Annotated in this window: 12 protein-coding genes; 2 read left to right on the top strand and 10 right to left on the bottom strand. The window is 61.7% G+C overall.

Annotated features, from left to right (window positions below; genetic code table 11):
- Window positions 1-82: 82 nt before the first annotated feature.
- The 4 genes from ACIX9_RS14515 to ACIX9_RS27415 form a co-directional block, all read right to left on the bottom strand.
- Window positions 83-2,035: an ArnT family glycosyltransferase gene (locus ACIX9_RS14515; protein ID WP_013581244.1), complete on the bottom strand. Its 1,953-nt coding sequence runs from the start codon at window positions 2,033-2,035 to the stop codon at window positions 83-85.
- Between the two features lie 100 nt (window positions 2,036-2,135).
- On the bottom strand, window positions 2,136-2,564 hold the full coding sequence (gene rbfA, locus ACIX9_RS14510; RefSeq protein ID WP_013581243.1) for a 30S ribosome-binding factor RbfA: 429 nt from the start codon (window positions 2,562-2,564) through the stop codon (window positions 2,136-2,138).
- A gap of 22 nt (window positions 2,565-2,586) precedes the next feature.
- A complete protein-coding gene (locus tag ACIX9_RS14505) occupies window positions 2,587-2,886 on the bottom strand; it encodes a DUF503 domain-containing protein (protein ID WP_013581242.1) in 300 nt (99 codons plus the stop codon).
- A 76-nt stretch (window positions 2,887-2,962) separates the two neighbouring features.
- Window positions 2,963-6,394 (bottom strand): Ig-like domain-containing protein, encoded by a 3,432-nt coding sequence (locus ACIX9_RS27415; RefSeq protein ID WP_013581241.1) that lies wholly within the window; start codon window positions 6,392-6,394, stop codon window positions 2,963-2,965.
- Between the two features lie 486 nt (window positions 6,395-6,880).
- On the opposite strand from ACIX9_RS27415, the gene ACIX9_RS14490 reads away from it, so the two are divergent.
- Complete coding sequence (locus ACIX9_RS14490; RefSeq protein ID WP_013581240.1) at window positions 6,881-8,509, top strand: flavin monoamine oxidase family protein; 1,629 nt, start codon at window positions 6,881-6,883, stop codon at window positions 8,507-8,509.
- 19 nt (window positions 8,510-8,528) lie between these two features.
- Entirely contained in the window at window positions 8,529-9,029 is a 501-nt protein-coding gene (locus ACIX9_RS14485) for a RidA family protein (RefSeq protein WP_232298724.1), read from the top strand.
- A 70-nt stretch (window positions 9,030-9,099) separates the two neighbouring features.
- On the opposite strand, the gene ACIX9_RS14480 is transcribed toward ACIX9_RS14485, so the two are convergent.
- The 6 genes from ACIX9_RS14480 to ACIX9_RS14450 all read right to left on the bottom strand — a co-directional run bounded on the left by ACIX9_RS14480 (window position 9,100) and on the right by ACIX9_RS14450 (window position 20,727).
- Window positions 9,100-10,323, bottom strand: a complete 1,224-nt coding sequence (locus ACIX9_RS14480) for a pyridoxal phosphate-dependent aminotransferase (protein WP_013581238.1) — start codon at window positions 10,321-10,323, stop codon at window positions 9,100-9,102.
- 193 nt (window positions 10,324-10,516) lie between these two features.
- Window positions 10,517-13,978, bottom strand: a complete 3,462-nt coding sequence (locus ACIX9_RS14475; protein WP_013581237.1) for an outer membrane beta-barrel protein — start codon at window positions 13,976-13,978, stop codon at window positions 10,517-10,519.
- Between the two features lie 534 nt (window positions 13,979-14,512).
- Window positions 14,513-15,874, bottom strand: a complete 1,362-nt coding sequence (locus ACIX9_RS23925; protein WP_013581236.1) for a GGDEF domain-containing protein — start codon at window positions 15,872-15,874, stop codon at window positions 14,513-14,515.
- A gap of 123 nt (window positions 15,875-15,997) precedes the next feature.
- Window positions 15,998-17,914: a S8 family peptidase gene (locus ACIX9_RS23920; protein WP_013581235.1), complete on the bottom strand. Its 1,917-nt coding sequence runs from the start codon at window positions 17,912-17,914 to the stop codon at window positions 15,998-16,000.
- A gap of 213 nt (window positions 17,915-18,127) precedes the next feature.
- On the bottom strand, window positions 18,128-19,108 hold the full coding sequence (locus tag ACIX9_RS14455; protein WP_013581234.1) for an ATP-binding cassette domain-containing protein: 981 nt from the start codon (window positions 19,106-19,108) through the stop codon (window positions 18,128-18,130).
- Window positions 19,105-20,727 (bottom strand): ABC transporter substrate-binding protein, encoded by a 1,623-nt coding sequence (locus ACIX9_RS14450; protein ID WP_157477583.1) that lies wholly within the window; start codon window positions 20,725-20,727, stop codon window positions 19,105-19,107. Before ACIX9_RS14450 ends, ACIX9_RS14455 begins: the two co-directional genes overlap by 4 nt.
- Between the last annotated feature and the right edge of the window lie 23 nt (window positions 20,728-20,750).

The raw sequence follows: 20,750 nt of genomic DNA, 5'->3' as shown, positions 1-20,750 counted from the left end.
GGAATAGCGAACGCAGGGCTCAGGGTTCAGGGAACAGGGCTTAGGGTTCAGGGCTTAGGGACTAGCGGGCGCAGGGTACAGCTTAGTCTAGTTTGCTGGGTTCGGGATCGTCTGAGGTGTCGGGGGGTGGTGTCGAGTCGGAGTCGGATGGGGTGGTGTCCGGGAGGGTGAGGGTTGGGATGGGTGCCGGGGGTGGGGTGGTGCGGGCGTAGACCTTGTAGACTTCGAGGCCCTGGGATTCGTAGAGGAAGAGCGGCTTATAGATGCGGCCGGTGAGGTAACGGTCCAGGTCTGCCTGGTCGTTGCTGCGGACGACGAGGATGTGCTCCTGGGCGGGGACGCCGTCCTGGCCGTAGTGGATGGGCTGCTGGTTGCGATAGAAGGCGAGGCCGTAGTCCATGTCTCGCTTGACTGCGAGGACGGCGAGGGTGGTGCCGGCGGGGGCATACTGGGCGATCTGCTGGGCGAGGGGTCGGGCGGAGTAGTTGAGGTCCAGCTCGTGGCCTTCAAAGCCGAGGAGGAAGATCAGGGAGCCGATGACCGGGACCAGCGTGACGTTGCGGACCTGCGCGATGCCGAAGCGGCGGATGGCCCAGGAGACGAGCATCGCGATGAGGACGGCAGAGAGGCCTGCGGCGATGAGCCACGGAGCCGAGGGGACCAGGGTCTCGTACTTCATGTGCTGGGGCGCGAGGGCGAGGATGAAGACGAGGATGGCGCAGAGCACGGCGTGGGACCAGCGGAGCCAGGGCGGGAGGCCGGTGCGGCGGATGCGGTAGAGGTAGTCGCCGGTGAGGATGGTGAGCGGCGGGATGGAGGGGAGGATGTATCCGGGGAGCTTGGAGCCGGAGAAGGAGAAGAAGACGATGGGGAAGATGGCCCAGAGGACGAGGAACTCAGGGAAGGCGTCGCCGGCACGGGAGTGGCCGAGGTAACGGACGCGTTTGCGGCGGACTCGCCATTCTGCGATGGAGATCTGGATGGCGTCGATGAGGGCGCGGATGCCGAGGATGGTCCAGGGCATGAGGCCGATGAGCAGGACGACGGCGTAGTACCAGACGGGCTGGTGGTGCTGGTAGCGGTTGGTGGCGAAGCGCTCCAGATTGTGTTCCAGGATGAACTGGCGGACGAAGGTGGGGTTTCGGCGCTGGACGGCGATGTACCAGGGCAGCACCATGACCAGGTAGAGGATGACGCCGGGGAGCCAGATGGTGCGGCGGAGGAGTGTCCACTCGCGGCGGAGGGCGACGAAGAGGAAGATGATGACGAGCGCGAGGAACGGCGCTACGGGGCCCTTGGCGAGGGTGGCTGCTGCTCCGAAGAAGTAGAGGTCGAAGAGCCAGAACTTCTTGCCGGTCTCATACCAGGCGTACCAGCCGAGCATACCGATGCAGAAGGGGGCGGCGAGCTGCATGTCGGTGGATGCGCCGCGAGAGAAGGAGATGATGGCGACGCAGGAGCAGGTGATGAGGGCCGCGTCGAGATGGCCGCCGGGTCGGAAGCGGCGCATGTGCAGGAAGATGAGCAGGACGAGGAAGCCTGCGCCGGAGAAGGAGGGCAGCCGGGCGGACCAGTCTGAGACACCGAACTCGCGGAAGAAGCTCATGGCTCGCCAGTAGTAAAGGGCGGGCTTTTCGAGCCAGGGCTGGCCGTAGAGGATCGGCGTCACGGTGCCGGAGGTCAGGCAGTGGTAGGAGTTTTCAAGATCCTGCAGGCGGAGGCTGCGCGGGAACATGGTGGCGTGGACGGCGCCGCAGGCCTGATCGTGCGCGGTGAGCATCTCCCGTGCGACCTGGGCGTAGCGTGGTTCGTCTGCGCCGACGAGGCCAATCTGGTCGCCGCCGAAGTGGGGGATGAGACCGAAGAGGAGGAGGAAGAGGCCTACGCCGAAGAGGACGATGATCTCGCCGGGAGCTTTGACGAAGGGGTGATCGAGGATGTGACGCAGCCATGCTGCGCGGGCTTGGTGCTGCGGCTCACCGGTTCCGGCTGGGTTCGGGTCTGGTGACTCTGCGGGTTGGGGGATTTCGTTCAATGCTTAGTTTTAGCTTGGACGCGAGTTTGTCCTGAGCGAGACAAGGCTAACAGACTCGCGTTCCGACAGATATATGACGAGTGGGTGAGATCGGCCGGACTCAGGCAGGGTCCGGGGTGGTTGGAGGGGTGGGTGGCTGCTCTGGCTGGGCGGTTGCGGCGCGTTTTTTCTCGCGCTTGCGGTTGCGGTCCAGCAGTTCTTCCATGCGGCCGGTCATCTTTTCCGAGCGGTCGATGGCGAAGGAGAGCTCGGGGACGTGGCGAACGCCCATGCGCTCACGGATCTGGGAGCGGATGAAGGCGCGGGCGGTGGTGAGGGCGGCGAGGGTGGAGGCTTCCTCTTCTTCACCGCCGGTGACGGCGACGAAGACGCGGGCGGACTTGCCGCCGGGGGCAAGGACGACCTCGGTGACGACGGAGGGGAAGATGCGAGGGTCGGAGAGCTCGCCTTCCAGCATGGCGCCGATCTCCTCCGAGAAGGACTGGGCGACGCGGTTGCGGTGGTAGGTTCTGGCGCGATGTTCGGGCATGGTGTTCTTCTTCCGTAAAACGTTAGTCTGACAGGATCTCCGCGTAGGAGTCCGCGATCTCAGCACTGAGGGTGGACGCGATGCGGGAGGCTGCCTTGTCGATGGACTCCAGGTGCTGCGCGACGGACTGGGTGGAGCTCGAGATGACGGCGACGCAGAGGGTGGCCTGGTTCCAGAGGGTGCCGCCTTCGTTCATCTCGGCGACCGAGGCGTTGAAGGCGTGGCGAAGCTTGTCCTTGAGCGATCGAACGACCTGCCGGCGGTCCTTGAGCGACTGGGCGTGCGGGATGGAGAGTTCGATCGTCAGCTTTCCGATAGGCATTGTTGCGGGCGAGGCTCTTTGGAACAGCGCGGGCTTGGCGGCCGGCGCGAGTTCGCCTGCACCTATTGTAGCGGGTTTACTTGGTGATGTTGACGGTGAGGGTGGTGGAGATGGATGCGGTGGGGGTTCGGACGGTGAGGAGGATGGCGTTGGAGCCGAGGGGGATATCGAAGAAGGTGCCGGGGGCGCAGGCGGTGATCGACAGGGAGAGGAAGGTCAGGGCGAGGAGGCAGAGGTGTTTTTTTCGGCGGAAGAAGATGGGGGCCAGGAGGGCCAGGGTGATGGTGAAGGGTGTTTTGAGGGTGAGGCTTGCGGTTTTGGGTGGGAGGATGTTGGCGGCGACGGCGAGATGGATGACGGCGATGGATGGGGTGGAGTTGGCGAGGGGGGCGGGGGCGTCGATGGTGCAGGTGAAGTAGGGCTGGGGGACGGCGCAGGTTGTGGTGATGGGGCCGGAGTAGCCGGAGAGTGGCGTGATGATGAGGGTGGAGGTGGCGGAGGATGGGGCTGTCTGGGTGAGGGTGGTGGGGGTCAGGGCGAGCGAGAACGGTGGGGTGACGGTGAGGAACTGGGGGGTGGCGGTGGCGGCGGCGAAGAGGCCGGTGGGGGTGTAGGTGGCGGTGAAGAGCTCGGTGCCGAGGGCTTGGGGGGTGAGGGTGGTGGAGGCGGTGGCGTTGGTTGTGGGGATGGTGGCGATGGCCAGGCCGTCTTTATAGAAGGTGATGGTGCCTGTAGGGGGCTGAGCCGGGGAGGTCAGGGCGGCGGTGAGGGTGATGGGGGTGCCGATGGGGATCTGGTTGGACGAGAGGGTCAGGGTGGCGGCGACGGGGGTGGGGATGATCTGGAAGGTGGTGGGGGTGGAGGTTGAGGGGGAGTCGTCCGGGTCTCCGGCGTAGGAGGCGGTGACGGCGGTGAAGGTACCGAGGCCGAGGGGGGTGGAATCGATCGAGACCGTGGCGTAGGCGTGGGCGGCGGAGGCATTGGTGAGGGTGGTCGTGGCGAAGGTGATGGGGCCGGTGGGGGCGATGCCTCGGATGACGATCTGGCCCGAGGGGTTTGCTGCGGGGACGGAGGTGACCTGGATGTTGAAGGTTACGGGGACTCCGGCGGGGATGTTGCTCTGGGCTAGGGACAGGGTGGTGGTGCTGGCGGCGGGGAGGACGGTGAGGGTGATTGGGGGGGCGGTGGAGGGCGAGTCGGCGGGGTCGCCGGAGTAGGTGGCGGTGAGGATGTGTCTGCCGGGTTGCAGGATGGGGAGGCGAGTGGTGGCTGTTCCGTTTGCCAGGAGGGCGGGGGGGATTGGGCCGGTGGTTGAATCGGTGAAGGTGATGAGGCCGGTTGCGGTGGTGGGGGTCACGGTTGCGGTGATGGTGGGGGTGTCGCCGAAGGTGATGGTTGTGGGGGCGGCGAGGGCGAGGATGGTGGGGTTAAGAGGGACCTGGGTGGTGAGCGACGGACTGGTTGAGGTTGTGTCGTCTGTGTCCCCGCTGTAGATGGCGGTGATGGTGTGGGGGCCGGGGTTGAGGGGTGGGAGGGGCAGGGTGGCGCTGCCGTTGGTGAGGGTGGACTGGCCCAGGAGGCCGGAGTTTGCGTCGAGGAAGGAGACGATGCCGGTTGCGGAGGTGGGGGCGATGGTTGCGGTGAGGATCGGCTGAGCGCCTTGGGGGATGGTGGCGGGGAGGCCGGTGAGGAGGGTGGAGGTGGGGATGCGGTTGACCTGGATGGCGATTGAGGGGCTGGAGGATGGGGCGTGGGTTGCGTCGCCGGAGTATGCGGCGGTGAAGACGTGGGTGCCGGGGGGGAGCGATGTGGGGGTGTAGGTGGCAGTGCCGCTGTTGAGGGGGAGTTGGATGGTGGTGCCGGTGAGGGAGTCTGTGAGGGTGATGGTGCCTGTGGAGGCTGCGGGGGTGATGGAGGCTGCGAGGGTGACGGGGGTGCCGTAGGTGGTGGTGGTTGGGGTGGCGGACAGGGATGATGTGGTGGCGATGCCGGTGACGATGGTGGTGACGGGCGCGCTGATGGAGGGGAGGTCTTCGGTGTCGCCGGGGTAGCTGGCGGTGATGGTGTGGGTACCTACGGAGAGGTTGGTGATGTTGGTGAGGGTGGCTTTGCCTTGCGAGACGGGGGCCTGACCTAGTTGGGTCTGGGTGGTGGTGTCGCGGAAGGTGATGAGGCCGGGTGCGTCGGCGGGCAGGATGTTGGCGGTGAGGGTGAGGGGTGTGCCGTAGGGCTGGCCGGTGGTGAGGGGCGTGAGGGCGGTGATGGTGGGGTTGGGGTCGATCTGGATGGGGAGGTCCGGGCTCTGGGCGGGGGTGTCTGAGGTGTCGCCGGGGTACGTTGCGTTGATGGTGTGGGGACCGACCGTGAGGGCGCTGGTGGTGGTGGTGGCGACGCCTTGCGAGAGGGGGGATTGGGCTAGTGGGGTGGCGGTGTCGGTGAAGGTGATGCTGCCTGTGGCGGTGGGTTGATCGAGCGTTGCGGTGAAGGTGATGGGGGCGCGGGCGTAGACGGTGGTGCCGGTGGCTTCGAGGGTCATCTGTGGGACGACGATGGTGACGGAGCCGAAGGAGAGGTTGGCGTCGGGGTAGAAGGCGGTGAGGTGGTGGGTGCCGATTGCGGGGGGAGGGATGGTGAGTTGGGCGAGGGTGTCGCTGATGGAGGCTGTGCCGAGCTGGATGGGGCCATCGTAGAAGACGACCTGCGAGCCGGGTGCTGCGATGGGGAAGGTGGGATCGGGTGGGATGAGGACTGCGCTGAGGGTGATGGGACTCTTGGTGGTGAGGGCTTCGGCGGGGCTGGTGGTGGGATCGGTGGCGTAGAGTTCGCCGGTCATGGTGGGGAGGTTTGCTGCGGTTGAGATGGTGGAGTGGAGGATTTCGACTTTGGCTGCGTCCGGGGCGAGAACGATGGCTTGCGTTCCGGCGATTTTTGCCCCTTCAATGTGGAGGCCGGAGATGGAGGCGTAACGCACGGTGATGCCGGGTGCGTTGCGGAGGGTGAGCTTAAAGATGGTGAGTGCGCCTTGCGCGTCGATGAGGGTGGGGGAGGCTCCGCGTGCGTCGAGGATGCCGAAGCCCATCAGGCCGGCGGGGATGGGGGATGGGGCGATTGTGATGATTGGGCGGGCTTCGTCTGGTTTGGGAGCGGCGTAGACGGTGACGCCTGCGTCGATGAGCAGCGTTACGCCGGGCGGCAGGGTGAGTGGGCCGGTGAGGAAGGTGTTCTGCCGCCCGCCCGCGTTCGGACCGGGTGCGGGGGTGAGCTCGACGGACTGACCTGCGGGACACGCATCGAGTGCGGACTGGATCAGGGCCGTCTCTTCATAGGGCTGGGCTGTGAAGACTCCGTCGACGGAGCGCTGGGTTGCCTGGAGCGGGACGCAGGTCTTTGGGAAGAGAGGGTGGGAGGTTTGTGCCTGGCAGACGAGTGCGCCGCACGCTACCGGCAGGAGCAGGAGGCGAGTTCGAAGGGTTCTGCGGAGGACAAGGATCGGGCACAGGCGAAACACGGGAGGCGCTCCTTGCGAAAGGTCGCAGCGAGAGGTCGTAGAGACTTTAGTCGATGCAGTTGAAGGACCAGAGTGGAGCCGGGATTGCCTAGCGTTTTCTTATCAAAGAGATGGAGCCGGCAGCGTGCGTTGGTGTGAGGCTCTTCGTTCTTATCGGCGCATGCGCGCAGGAGATGAGAGCGGCGCGTGCGGCGTTGGTATGTGAAATATGCGTGACATTGAGGGCGTATTACGATAAAGTTCCTGACAACGGCTCCACAATTTGCCTTGGTTTTTTGATGTTCGAAGCGAACCCGCTTTGAACGGTGAGCCACAGGTGTATCCCGCGTACGCCGCTTCATCAACTGCTTCAGCACTGGTTATTGGCTACAGGTTCCAGCTCCCGGACGCGACGCTTTTGCGCGTGTGCGCGGAGACGTGTGTTCGATCGAGACTCAGACGATCGGCATAGTGATGTCTTCAACAGGTTGCAGGAGGATAGACGGAATGGGAATCACGAGACGAGGGTTTCTGACGCGGGTTGGTCAGGCGGGTGGATACAGCGCAACGATGATCGCGATGCAGTCGTTGGGACTGATGCCGGCCAAGGCGTTGGAGGCACCGAACTTTGCCGCGGCTCCGGGCACCGGGAATGGCGTGAAGGTGGTCATTCTGGGCGGCGGAATCGCCGGGCTGGTGGCTGCGTATGAGATGAAGGCGCTGGGGTACGAGTGTACGGTGCTGGAGGCGCGGGAGCGTCCGGGTGGACGCAACTGGAGCGTGCGTGGAGGCGACAAGATCACCTTCACCGATGGCACGACGCAGACGTGCGAGTTCGATGCGGGACACTACCAGAACGTCGGGCCGGCTCGTCTGCCGTCCGTGCATAAGACGATTCTGGGCTATTGCAAGAAGCTGGGAGTTGAGCTTCAGGTTGAGGTGAATACCTCCCGGTCAAGCTTCCTGCAGAACGATGCGGCTAACGGCGGCAAGCCGGTGATTCAGCGGCAGGCGATCAACGATACGCGCGGCCATGTGAGCGAACTGCTGATGAAGTGCATGAAGCAGGGTGCGCTGGATCAGGAGATGGACAAGACGGACCGCGACAAGATGTTGAGCTTCCTGCGGACGTATGGGTCGCTGGACGACGCGGGTAAGTACAAGGGCGGCGACCGTGCGGGCTACAAGGTTCTGCCGGGCGCCGGCGATCAGGTGGGTGAGCCCAGCGATCCGATCGATATGCATACGCTGCTGGATGAATCGTTCTGGAACGGCATGCTGTTTGAAGAGACGTTCGATATGCAGGCGACGATGTTCCAGCCTGTGGGCGGCATGGATCGTATTCCGTATGCGTTTGCGAAGGCGCTGGGCGATACGGTGCAGTACAGCAGCCCGGTGACCGAGATCCGCAAGAGCGGCAAAGGCGTGAAGATCGGCTATAAGCAGACGGGTGTGGCCAAGTTCATCGAAGCCGACTACTGCATCTGCGCGATGCCGTTGACGATCCTGAAGAAGACGCCGAATGACTTTGCGGCACCGTACAAGAAGGTCATCGAGGAGTGTACTTACGCGAGCGCGTACAAGGTGGCTTGGGAGAGCCGGCGGTTCTGGGAGCAGGACTACAACATCTATGGCGGCCTGGAGTTTGTGAATACCGGTTGCAGCCCGATCTGGTTCCCGAGCGCGAATATGTTCTCTGAGCGTGGCGTTGTGGTGAGCGGTTATACGGATGAATCGAACTCGCCGTTTGGCAAGCTGGCGATGCCGGAGAAACTGGTCGAAAGCCGCAAGAGCATCGAGCGGCTGCACCCGGGACATGGCAAGGAGCTCGAGAAGCCGATCTATGTTGGCTGGGGCAAGATCCCGTACAACGAAGGCTCGTGGATTCGCGCGTATGGCCCTGGCCAGGGACGTGGACCGGCCGCGACGATTACTCGCACCGGTACACCGACTGAGACGAAGCGGGCTGCGACTGCAACCAACGAAGGCTATGAGACGCTGATCCAGCCGGATGGGCCGATCTACTTCGCGGGCTGCCATGTGAGCCACATCGTGGCGTGGCAGGAAGGCGCTGCTCTCAGCAGCCTGCGGGCTGTGGGTCTGATCAACGATAAGGTAAAGGCTGCTCGCGCTTAGGCGACGAAAGAGAGAGGGTATGACGATGAAGATTGGAATGAGTTTTGCTGCGGCGCTGCTGGCTGGCGCTGCGTGTGTTGGAGCAGGAGCGCAGGTTACGGTGAAGCATCTGCAGCCAAACGAGAAGTCTGCGATTGCCGATGGTGTCTGGGCTGGTGACACGCTTTACCTGAGCGGACAGCTTGCGAGCCCGGTGACCCCGGCGGACGCTGCGACGGGCAAGGCTGCTGTCTATGGCGATACCAAGACGCAGGCGCTCAGCGCGTTGAACAAGATTCAGGCGCTGCTGAAGGCACAGGGGCTCGATATGAAGGATGTGGTGAAGATGAGCGTGTTCCTGGGGGGCGATCCGGAGAAGGGCGGCAAGCTCGACTTTGCAGGACTTCAGGCGAGCTATCTGCAGTTCTTCGGGACCAAAGATCAGCCCAACAAGCCTGCACGCAGCGCGTTCCAGGTGGCTGCGCTTGCGGCACCGTGGGCGCTGGTTGAGATTGAAGTGATTGCCGTCAAAGGTAAGTAACTACGGACGATACAAATAGAAAAGCCCCACTCAATGAGTGGGGCTTCTCTATTTTGCTGCTTGCTCTCGATTAAGAGAGGTAGCGGGTGTTGAGATCGTTGGCGTGATCGTGCATGACGTTCGCTGCGGTTGCGGGTGCGTCCATGACCTTCTTGAAGGCGACCTTGAACTTTGCCATCTCGGCGGGTGTGCCGACGGAGACGCGAACCGTGTTGGGCCAGACGGGCCAGGTGCGGCCGATCCATACCTTCTCCTGCTGCATGGCGGTGATGACGCTCTTGCCGTTGCGGCCGGTGTTGATCATGAAGCAGTTGGACTGCGAGGGGATGAAGTCGTACTTGTTGGCGGTGAGCCAGGCGAAGGTATCGTTGCGCGTGGAGGCGATGATCTTCTTGCGTGTGGGGACGAGGTCCGTGTCCAGCAGGCTGACGTTGGCCGCGGCTGAGCCGGTGATGGGCATGGCGTTCTGGCCATAGGGCTGCATCTTGGCGAGCAGGTCAGGACGGCCCAGCGCAAGCCCGCAGCGGATGCCGGCCATGCCGTAGATCTTCGAGAAGGTGCGGAGGATGATGACGTCCTTGCCGGCCGCGACGTGCTCCATGGCGGACTGTCCATCCGAGAGATGGATGTAGGCTTCGTCGATCAAGAGGATCGAGCCGGCGGGCTTGTTGGCGAGGATGTAGTCGATGTCTTCACGCGAGGTGATGGTGCCGGTGGGGTTGTTGGGGTTGCAGATGTAGATGACGCCGGCGTTGGGATCGGCCGTGGCCATGTCGCGGGAGTGTGCGTAGGTCTTGGTCAGGGGCACCTTGACGACCTTGGCCTTGGTGACCATGGCGGCGCGCATGCCGGCCTCATAGGACGGGTCTGCGGTGACGAAGCTCTTGGATGGCGAGGTGAAGGCGAGGACAGAGAAGTGAAGGGGCTCAGACGATCCGGCGTAGACCATGATGTGGTCTTCCGGGATGTTGTTCTGCTCGGCGAAGGTCTTGGTGAGCTTGCCGGTCTCGCCGTCGATGTCATAGCGTCCGCCCTTGGGAGCGATGGCGGCGATGATGTCGCATGCGGCCTTACAGGGGCCGAGGGGGTTCTCGTTGGCGTTGATGAGCACCGCATCAGCAGGCATGGCGGCGCGTGGGTGATGGACCGTGGTGACGGTCTGGTTGGCTGCCTGCTGCAGCATAGCGGCACGCGCGAAATGAGCTTCGGTGAAGACCGGGACGGCTGCGGCGATCGAGGCCATGCGCATGAAGGAACGGCGGGAAACTCCGGGGAGGCTGAGGGGCGAGGACATGAGGAACTCCTGTTGAATTTGGATCGCGGTTAGGATGCAGTGCTGGTCTTGGGATGGGACGGCTCGGTCTAGATCAGGATTCCATTGAAGGAGAGCAGGGCGATTACAAATTTTGCAGAGTCTGTGAAATCAGGAGAACACAAGTATTACTGGAAAATAAACTTATTTCTCCTGATTTCGCCTCTGCGGGAAGTTAGAAGGTCAGGCGGCCTCCAAGCTGGATGAGGCGGGGGAAGCCGAGCGTGCCGGTGATCTGGCCTGCGCTGCTGCTGTCTACGGCAACGTTGGGTGCGTTGAACTCTGGTGTGTTGAATGCGTTGAGCGCTTCAGCACGGAACTCTGCGTGGATGCGTTCGGTCAGCTTGAAGTCCTTGTTGAGGGAGAGGTCCGAGTTGAGATAGCCAGGACCGTAGCAGTTGCTGGTACGCGGCTGATTGCCGTAAGCGTAGGCGGGGGTTGTTGTGAATCCTTTGGGGTTGAAGTAGGGCCTGTTGACCGAGCTGCTGATGCGGCTCTCCGGCGAGCCCGTGTAGCAGGCAGAGATAATGCCTGGATTGATTGTGGGCCGCTGCGTCAGATTTCCCAGCGAGGAGTTGAAGTTGGTGGATTGGGTCAGAGGGAGAGGAGACCCGTTCTGAACGATGGTGATGTCATTGAAGCGCCATCCGCCTACGACCGCATCGACAAGCCGGTTAGCGCCGGAGAGGAACTGTTTGCCTTTGCCGAACGGAAGCTCGTAGGTGAGGGCGACTGTAAAGCGCTGGGGGATGTCATTGATGGAACGGGAGTATTCGTTGGAGATGTTGTAGACGTCCTGTGGGCCGTTGTTGCCGGGGTTGAGCGTGCTGCTGCTGGAGCCGCCCCAGATGTTGTCCCAGTTGGAGGACCAGGTATAGGCAGCGAGGATGGTGACACCCTTGCTGAAGTTCTTCTGAATCTTGACGTCGAGTGAGTTGTAGTCGGAGCGGGCGTTGCTGATCGAGTCTGTGATCGACTGGAACTGGGGAAATGGCAGAAGGGTCTGATAGGTATTGACCAGACCGGTCCCGAAGCTGCCGAGGCCTGCATATTTGTTGGTGACCTTGGTGGAAAGCGCGGTGCCAAGTGCGTATTGGCTATCGGGGAGCTGGTTGATGTTCTCGCCGTTATAGAAGTTCCGCGCGTGACCGCCAACGTACGCGATCTTCAAAGCGATACCACCGGCAAACTGCTGCTCGAGAGCCAGGGAATAGGACTCATAGAGCGGAGCCCTGCGGCTTTGGTCGATTACGTTGAGCGTGCTTCCGATGCCTGTGCTCAGCCCGTTCGAGTTGCCGGTTGCCTTGGTCTGAAGGTTGGGAAACGGATTGCTGAGGCTGATGGTTGGAACGCCTGTCTGCGAGGCGATGGAGTTCGTCACGACGTAACCAGGTGCCAAAGCCGGGGTGCTGCTATAGACGATCGGCGCGTAGAAGACGCCGGCACCGCCTTTGATGACGGTCATGGGGGTGAGACCATAAGCGAAGCCGGCGCGAGGCGACCACTTGCTGCCCATGTTGCCGGTGCTGGTTGGGTAGCCGTTCTGTCCGGCAAATTCAACGCCCCCCTTGGCTGTGACGCCGGAGTTGAAGGCGTTATAGGTTGCGTTGCGGTCAAATCCAACCGAGTAGTGGTTGCTGCGCTCGTGGACGCCGGGCTCGTACTCATAACGAATGCCGAGATTGAGCGTCAGCTTGGGAGTGACACGATAGTCGTCCTGAAGGTAGGTTGCCTGATAGGCGGTCGTGATGGCGAGTGGAGCCGGGATGACGAGAGAGCCGCTTGTGGGGTAGCCAAGGAGCATGTCAGCGGCGGTTGCACCGGAGAGCGTCTTATCGAAGGCGAAGACACCGTTTCCATTGGCGATATTGGTGAAGCTCAAGCTGATGGCACGGTAGACATAGCCGGTCTTCAGGCTGTGCTTGCCAAGGCTCTTGGAGAGGCCAACGACGAAGTTACGGGAGAAGTAGACGGCAGGGCCGGAGTTTGCAGTGCCTTCCTGGGAGAGTCCGGAGTCGGTCGTGATCTCAGGGAATGCAGGCTTGGAGATGGCCGCTGCGTAGTTGGCCGGAAAGCCAAGCGTGGACTGGTTGAATCCGTTGCTGATATCCAAAGTGTTGTTGGGGAAGCGATTGAAACCAAAGCCTACCGTGAGCAGCGTCGTTGGCGTAATCGTGATCGTGTTCTGGATGCCGATGGCGTCGACTTTGCGGTAGAGGAGATAGGAACTGGAGCTTCCTGCAGCAGTCGTCAGTGCATTGCCGCCTGGCTCCTTGCTGCCATAGTGGAGGTAATAAAACTCTGCAAGCCAGCGTGTGCTGAACTCGTGAGATACCTTGCCGTCGAACTCATCGGCGCGATCGCCAAGGGTGTCCTGGCCGTTGAAGTTAGGTGTTCCATAGGCTGTTATGGAAGTGTTGGGCTGAGGATAGGCATTGACGAGTGCCTGCCCAACTGGATTGATGCGGCTTGCAGTGATTGTGTTGTTGGTGAAGTACTGACCGGTGAGTGGATCCTTGATGCAGATGCCAGAGGCGCAGACGGCCGCGGCCCCAGAGCCGGTCACCGTTCCGATCTCAGAGAAGTTTCCACTGCGCTGAAGAACGGTCGGGACGATGAAGGCGTTTGAAGCCGTCAACGGAGAACGCTGGCGGTAACCCTCTTCTGCGATCCAGAAGAAGGTTTTATTGTTGCCGCCCAGGATGTGCGGGAGCGGGATCGGACCGCCGATGGCGCCTACGTAGCTGTAGAACTCTGCCGCGCCGCGTGGGGTCTGCGGTAGAAGGACACCGTTGACCGTCGTGGGCGTGCGGTTGTTGAAGAAGAGGTTAGCACCCCAGTTGGTCTGGCGGGTCTCGCCCTGGAGAACGCCGTGCAGTGTGCTGGAGCCGGCGCGGAGGGAAGTGTTGAACATACCGCCGCTGGTGCGGCCGATCTCGGCGTCGTAGGTGTTGGCCTGGACCTTGACCTCTTCCACCGCTTCGATGGATGGGATGATGACGGCGCGATTGCTGAAGTCGGTGATGGGCACGCCGTCGATCGAGTAGTTGTTCGAGCTTAGCGGTGCGCCGGCGATGGAGATGGTCGAAGAGCCGCTCTGGTCTTGGAAGCGGACGAAGCGGGGGTCACCCACGGCGGTTACGTTGTTATCAAGCTTTGAGAAGAGGAACGGGTTGCGGCCGGGGTTGGGTAGATTCTGGAGCTTCTGCGCATCGATCAACTGACCGTTGTAGGACGTGCCGTTGTCTACGATCGGCGTTGCGCCTGAGACCTCGATGCTGTCGTTCGCGGAACCGATGCGCAGCTTAAGGTCCAGTGCGATCGTATTGCCGGAGTCAACAACCACGCCTGTCTCATCCGTCTTCATGAAGCCGGAGCCACTGACGGAGACTGTGTATTTACCTGGGTCGACGGCGTTGAAGACATACTCGCCGGAGCCGTTTGCAGTCGTTGTGCGGGTGAGCTTGGTCGCTTCAGAGGTGATCGTGACCTCTGCCTTGCTCACGATGGAGCCGGAGACGTCGGTGACGATTCCGCGCACCGCGCCGTAGTTGGACTGGGCCATCATGCTGGATACTGCGATGATCGGGGTCGATGCGAGGAAGAGAAGTCGTGAGCGGCGGTCGTTCAGAATCATTAAGCCTCCAGCGTGGGTGAGGATCAATCGGTTTTGAAGCGAGATGGGCTGAAGCACCCCATCTCAGGGTTCCGCGACGACAGCTTTCAGAAAGCAGGTGATGAGAAAATTTCCGACTACGGGTGCACTGCGACAGATCGAAGCAAAGCTCGTATCTGACTGCTGACAAGTTCCAGGTAAAGGCCGTTCCGCTTCTCTACAACCGTTTGAGGTTAGGTAGGACTACACATCCGCAACACCGCTGGGAGCGCGGTTCGGAACGAGTGGCAATAGCTTTTTCGGCAATGTCTGAACACTAGTGCGAGGAAAACTTCATGTCAATAGTTTTTCTTCTTGTCCGCATGCCGTTCCCAAAGCATGGATTGCCGTCAGATCTCTTGGAGAGATCTATGTAAATCTACGGAATTGCTGGAGATTTATTGATTTATCGCTTGGCCGGGCAGCGTAAATTTAAATGTACTTATAGCCAAGGTCTATGCTCCGCATAGACTGTGGCAGGGCACATCAGCGCCTGCGACACATCGACGGCAGGCTTCAAGCGCCTTGACTGGAACGAAGATCTGCCGTGGAGGCGCGGCCGCGCTTCATGCGATACATGGCGATGTCAGCCTGGACGAGTAGGGCTTCAGGCGTAGCTCCGTCGCCCGGGTAGTTTGCAACGCCGATGCTGGCGCTTATGTTCAGCGCCTGATCTTCCCAGGGGATAGGCGGGAGGAGGCTGACGAAGATCTTGCGGGTGAAGTCGACGATGGGGCCCTTCGTCGCGAGATCGCCGAGGACGATGACGAACTCATCGCCGCCGAGGCGGAAGACGGAGTCGGTGGCTCGCACTGCGCTGCGAAGGCGGGCGGCGACGGTCTTCAGGACCTCGTCGCCGGCAGCGTGGCCGTAGGTATCGTTGATGGACTTGAAGGTGTCGAGATCGAGCAGCAGGACCGCTGCGTTCTGGCGATAGCGGATGGCACGTTCGATGGCCTGCTGGATACGATCGTCGAGCAGCGTGCGGTTAGGCAGGCCGGTGAGCGGGTCATGCTGGGCCATGTGGCGGATCTTATTCTCCGCCTCCTTCTGGCTTGTGAGGTCGGATGCGGCAACGGCTATTCCGTCCGCCAGCTTGACGATCGAGTAGCGAAGCCAGGTGGCGTTAATCTGCGCATCCTTGATGGAGAACTCGGATGTGCTTGGCTTGCCGGTGAGGACGACCTGCTTGTACTGATCGAAGAAGCCTTCGCTGCGGTAGCTGGGCAGAAGCTCGCAGAGCTTCGCTCCTACGACGACATCGTTGTTCGGGATATTGAACAGTTGCTGCGCGCGCTGATTGAGATAGGTAAAGCGAAAGTCTTCAATTTCGCCAGCCGGATCGCGGACTGCGTCGAGCAGGAAGACGGCGTCCATGCTGCTTTCGGCGGTGGCGAGGAAGCGAGCCTCGTTCTGCTGACTGTGGCCGGCGGAGCGGAAGAGCTCGATGAAATCGCGAACCATGCGGGGCAGAAGCAGGATGATGCAAAGCGCCAGCGCAGTTGTGAGAATCTCGATGGTGCCGATCATCCAGGAGAGCGGATGCAGCACGATCAGAAGCTGCATTGCCTGACTCAAGGCGCAGGCCAGGACAAACAGGCCGAAGGTCCCGACAACCCAGGGGTGCGGGAGATTCTTGCCGGAGCGCTTCCAGAGGACCAGCATGATGACGGAGAGTGCCAGGAAGCTGACAGAGATCAGAGCGTTGGAGGCAAGATTTATCTGCAGCAGTCCAGCGGCCAAGGTTGACGTCTTCGGCTGGGGAGGGGCTTGGGCGCTCATGGTGCGGATCGCTGAAACGAGATAGAGCGCGCCTGAAGCGCACAGGGTGCGCCACTTGCCGGGGGGGCGGGATGTGAAGACAGGAGAGGAAATCATTCGGGGCACCCAGTTTAAGTCAACTGGCTGCCCCGAATGTATCAGATTAGAGTTACGTCTCCGGAGCCGAGTCGGCTGGATCATCTGCCTTGTCAACAGGAAGCCGTATCAGGTGAAGGTGCGTTAGTTTTCGTACGGTGCGGTTGCACCCCAGAGAGCGGTGGATCCGTTGACGGTCGAAGCGCCCCAGAGAGCGGTCGAGCCGTTGCTCTCATCGGTGGTTGCGCCCCAGAGAGCGGTCTGTGCGGCAGGTGACGAAGCGCCCCAGAGAGCCGTCGCGCCCCAGAGAGCGGTGAAGGCTGCCGGATCGTTCGCGCCCCAGAGAGCGGTTGCGCCCCAGAGAGCCGTCTGGCCGCCTACGGGAGCGGCAAATGCACTGGCTCCGTAGACATTGGAAGCGCCCCAGAGAGCGGTTGCGCCCCAGAGGGCCGTCTGATCCGTCACCAGGGTGACCGTGTTGGTGTCAGGGTTGTAGGTGGCCACGGGCGACATTGCGTTGCCCGTGGGGATGCGCTTGAGGTTGGCCTTGACGTCCGCCAGGGTGGCCTGGATATCGAGGTAACCTGCGCCGATAGTGAGCGCGTCGTTATGTGCGGTGTAGGTGGTGCCGGTGGTGGGATCCGTGACCTTGCTGGTCACGGGCATGTAGGTGCGGTTGGCGTTCCGCATCATGAACGCCTTGACCTGATCCGGTGTCATGTTCGGCTGTGCGTCAAGCAGGAGAGCGACTGCTCCGCTGGTGACGCCCGTCGCCATGCTGGTACCGCTGAGGGGGAAGTAGTCCTTGGAGGACTTGCTGTTGCCGTTGGTGATGTAGGAGGAGTTCAGCGTGACGAAGGTGGGGTTGTTGACGGCCAGGGGATCGTTGCTGAACTTGAGGCTGCTGACCAGGTTGCCCGGAGCGATGAGGTCAGGCTTGCTGAAGTGGTCGATGAACGTGGGGCCCTTGGAGCTGTAGCTGGCCATGACGTCGTCCTGGATGCTGGCCGAGCCGTTGGTGTTGACGGCGCCGACGGTGAGCACGTAGGGATCGTTGCCTGGGGCTTCGATCGTGCCGTAGCCTTCGCTGTTCAGAGCAAGATCACGTCCGTCGTTGCCTGCGGCTACGACGACGGTGATGCCGGCGCGGTAGGCCTGCTCGACGGCCTGGCAGAGAGGATCGAGCTTGTAGCTCTCATAGATGGGACGGCCGAGCGAGAGGTTGATGACCTTGATGTTGAGCAGGTTCTTGAGCTTGATGGCAGTCTGGATGGCGTTGATCACGGACGTGTCTGAGCCCTGGCCGTTCTCGTCGAGCACGCGCAGGTTGATCAGGTAAGAGTTGGGCGCGACGCCGGAGAAGGTGCGGTAGTACTTCTTGCCGGTGGAGTCGCTGCCGTTGCCTGCGATGAGGCCGGCGACGTGCGTGCCGTGACCGTAGTAGTCGTTGGCGTCATACGGAGCGGTGGGAACGAAGCTCTGGCTCCAGACCACGCGGGAGAAGAGGTTGAGAATGAAGCCGTTGCCGGCGAGATCGTCGACCTGCGAATTGATGCCGCTATCGATGACTGCAACGCCGATACCTGTGCCGTTGTAACCCTGCGCCCAGACTGCGTTCGCGTTGATGGGCTCCGTCGTGTACTGGGCCACGGAGGTGCCGGACTGACGTGCGCCCAGCGGACGGTTGGGGGTGATGTAGGTCACGTTGGCCTGGCTGGTCAGCGTGGTGAGCGAGGAAAGCGGTAGCGTCGCCGCAAGCGCATTGATCGACGTCAACTGGGTGACATCGGTGCCGAGCAGCGTGCTGATGAGCGCGGTATCCGTTGCCGTGGGGCTGGCCTTGTACTGAATGATCAACGGCATGCTGGAAGGCTTGGCGCTGACTGCCGCAGCGGCAGGGACAGCCAGCCTGGAGACGGCAGCCGAGGGAGTAGGTGCGGGAGCCAGGAGAGCCTGCAGGTCAGAAGACAGCTTTGGGTTTTGGGCAAGGGCGAGAGCCGGCACGGAAAAGAGGCCGGCGAGAGGAATCAAAGAAGTAAAAAATTTAGGCAGACGTGTCATGACGAAAGTGCTCCAGAAATTCCAGATAAGAGATCTATGTTTAGCAACCGGCGCCCTTACCGCTCGGGTGGCTGCACGGAAGCAGAAGGATTCTTGGCACGGGGCGAGTGGCCCGGATCTTGAAGGCTTTGTCTCGCTGACTCATCGGGGCTTGATCGTGATCAAGTGCACTGCCCCTGACCCTCTGAGCGTAGTGGTAACCACCAAAGGTCACTAGTACGCGGAAGTTGTACTACGACGCACGGATTGGGGAGAGAAAGGAATTATTTCGCTGGGCTGTCCTGAAGGATTGGTGCCGCCGGAAGGCTTATCAGGCGAAACCGAAGCCTGTGTGGCAGCACCTTGAGGAGCTTGAAACTGGAGCAATCCCTGACTTGTGGACGGACTGGCAACCCTGCGCTCCGCATACTTCCGAAGGACGCTGGGTGGGACCGGCAGAGTACGCAAGAGGGCCAGCGTCGCGGGATGGCGGGCCAGTTCCTCGATGCGGTCGACCGGCAGACACTCCACGATTCGCCCCTCCTGCAGGACCGCCATGCGGTCGCACAGTTGGAGGACCGAGAGCAGGTCATGAGAGATGTAGAGCACGGTTGTGCCGTCTTCGCGATTGCTCTGCCGCAGCAGCTCAAGGATCTCGACCTGGGTGGAAGGATCGAGCGCACTGGTGGGCTCGTCGGCAATCAGGACGGAGGGCCGGTGCAACAGAGCCAGAGCCAGCACCACGCGCTGTGCCTGGCCGACACTGATCTCGCCCGGCTTGCGGCTGAGGAAGTGTCCTTCGGCGGGAAGGCGGACCTTCTGCAGCAGCTCCTTGATGCGTGCTCTGAAACGATTGCCACCGCCCTCTTCATGAGCGCGCCAGGCCTCCTCAAAATGCGCCTGGAGACTCAATGCGCTGTTCAGGGCGCTGAGCGGACTTTGCGGCACGAGCGCGATGCGTTTGCCCCGGACCTGGCGGGCCTGACGCTCATTGAGCGCCAACAGGTTGACGCCTTCCAGCACGACCTCGCCTTTGATCCAGCCGCGCCGCCAGGGCAGCAGGCCCATCAGGGCGAGGACCAGCGTGCTCTTGCCCGCGCCACTGGTTCCGACCAGGCCTAGCCGCTCGCCCTGCTGCAGGTCAAACTGTACGTCTTCCAGAATGGGCTCGGTGCCATAACCGGCCTTGATCCGGACGTTGAGTATGTCGTTCAATGCTTGCCCCTTGCGTTGTCCGTTACGTTGCTGTCTTTCCAGCGGATCTGGTCGATGTTGGAGACGACTCCGGGTTGCAGTACCGAGAACTCAACTCCGGACAGCGAGGACGAGACTGCGTAGAGCGCGTTGGGATAGACGAGATAGATAAAGGGCAGTTGGTCGTACACGATCTGCTGCACACGATCGACCGCCAGCTTGCGCGCCTTTTGATTGGGTGCCTCAGCTTGCAGCTTCATCTGCTGATCGAGCTCCGCCTCCCAGTCCGTCGCAGGCTTCTTCTCGGACGGGTTCCATTGGTGGTTAGGGGATGAGCTGAGCCACACGTTCATCATGGAGCTGGGATCGGGCTCCACGTTGGAGAGACCGAGGAGGGCAGCCTCGTAGCTCTGCGTGTGCATCAGGCGCTCGATCAGGGCAGGGAAGTCCAGCGTGACGACGTTCACTGTCATCCCGAGCGAGGATAGATCCTGCTGGATCAACTGCGCCATCTTCTCGCGGGAACGATTGCCGGTGTTGGTGAGGATGGAGAACTTCACGGGGTGGCCGGTGCGGTCGACGAGCTGGCCTGCTGTCTTGTGGAAGCCTTCGCTTGCCAGCATCTGAAGGGCTGCATTGGTGTCTTCGTGGATGGGCTTCAGTTGGTTGTTGTGCCACATCGTGTTTGCGGGCGAGACGAAGCCATTGGCCGGCGTTGCATGGCCGTCATACGCGATGCGAGCCATGTCCGCGCGATGAATGGACAACGAGACCGCCGTCCGGAAGCTGCGGCTCTGGAACCACGCCTTCTCGTAATCAGGGATCGGTGCGGATGCCGCCTGATTGAACCACATCTGCTCCGTGTTCAGCGAAGGGCCCAGGTCATGCATGTTGGCGGCATTGCCCTGGGAGAGGAGCTTGAAGTTCTCCGCGGCCAGGCCGTCGATCAATTGATATTGACCGCGCACAAAGCGCATCTGGTCCTGTTCTCGGTTGGCAAGGATGTCCAGGTGAAGAGTGGAGAGGTAGGGGAGCTGGGCTCCTGCTGCATCGCGCTTGTAGTAGTAGGGGTTCCGCTGTAGCCGGAGTGACTCGCCGCGTTTGTATTCCGCGAGTGTGTAAGGTCCGGCTGTGATGCGGCTGGCGGATGGATGATTGGCTGGCTCGATGGCGATCTCGTCGAAGATCTTGCCGAGCGCTACGATGCGCGTTGGAAGATGGATACGGATCGTCAATGGATCGACCGCCTCCACTGTGACCTGCGCGGGTGTCAGAAACTCTTCAGCGACCGGCGCGGCGGTTGCGGGATCGAGAACGCGCTTCAATGTGGAGACGACGTCAGCAGACGTCAGTGCGGAGCCATCGGAGAAGCGTAGTCCTGCACGGAGGTGGAAGGTTGCGGTGCGGCCGTCTGGCGAGACGCTCCAGCTTGCAGCGAGCGCGGGTTGAATCTCCTGGGTCTGGCGGTTCATGCGCAGGAGCACGCCGCCGGTGAGAAAGCGCAGCGTCTCTGAGGCTTGATCGTCTACCTTCGCGGGATCGAGTGTTTTGGGATCGTACTTCAGAGACCATGCCAGCTCAGCGTGATTGGGAGGCTGGCCATAAGAAGGCTGGAGGCCGGCGAGCAAGACTAAGGGCAAAGACCATATCGTTTTGAGAGGAC

It is taken from the genome of Granulicella tundricola MP5ACTX9 (assembly GCF_000178975.2).
GTDB lineage: Bacteria > Acidobacteriota > Terriglobia > Terriglobales > Acidobacteriaceae > Edaphobacter > Edaphobacter tundricola.
The sequence above is the reverse complement of the archived record's forward strand: the minus strand, read 5'-3'. Positions and strand labels throughout refer to the sequence as shown.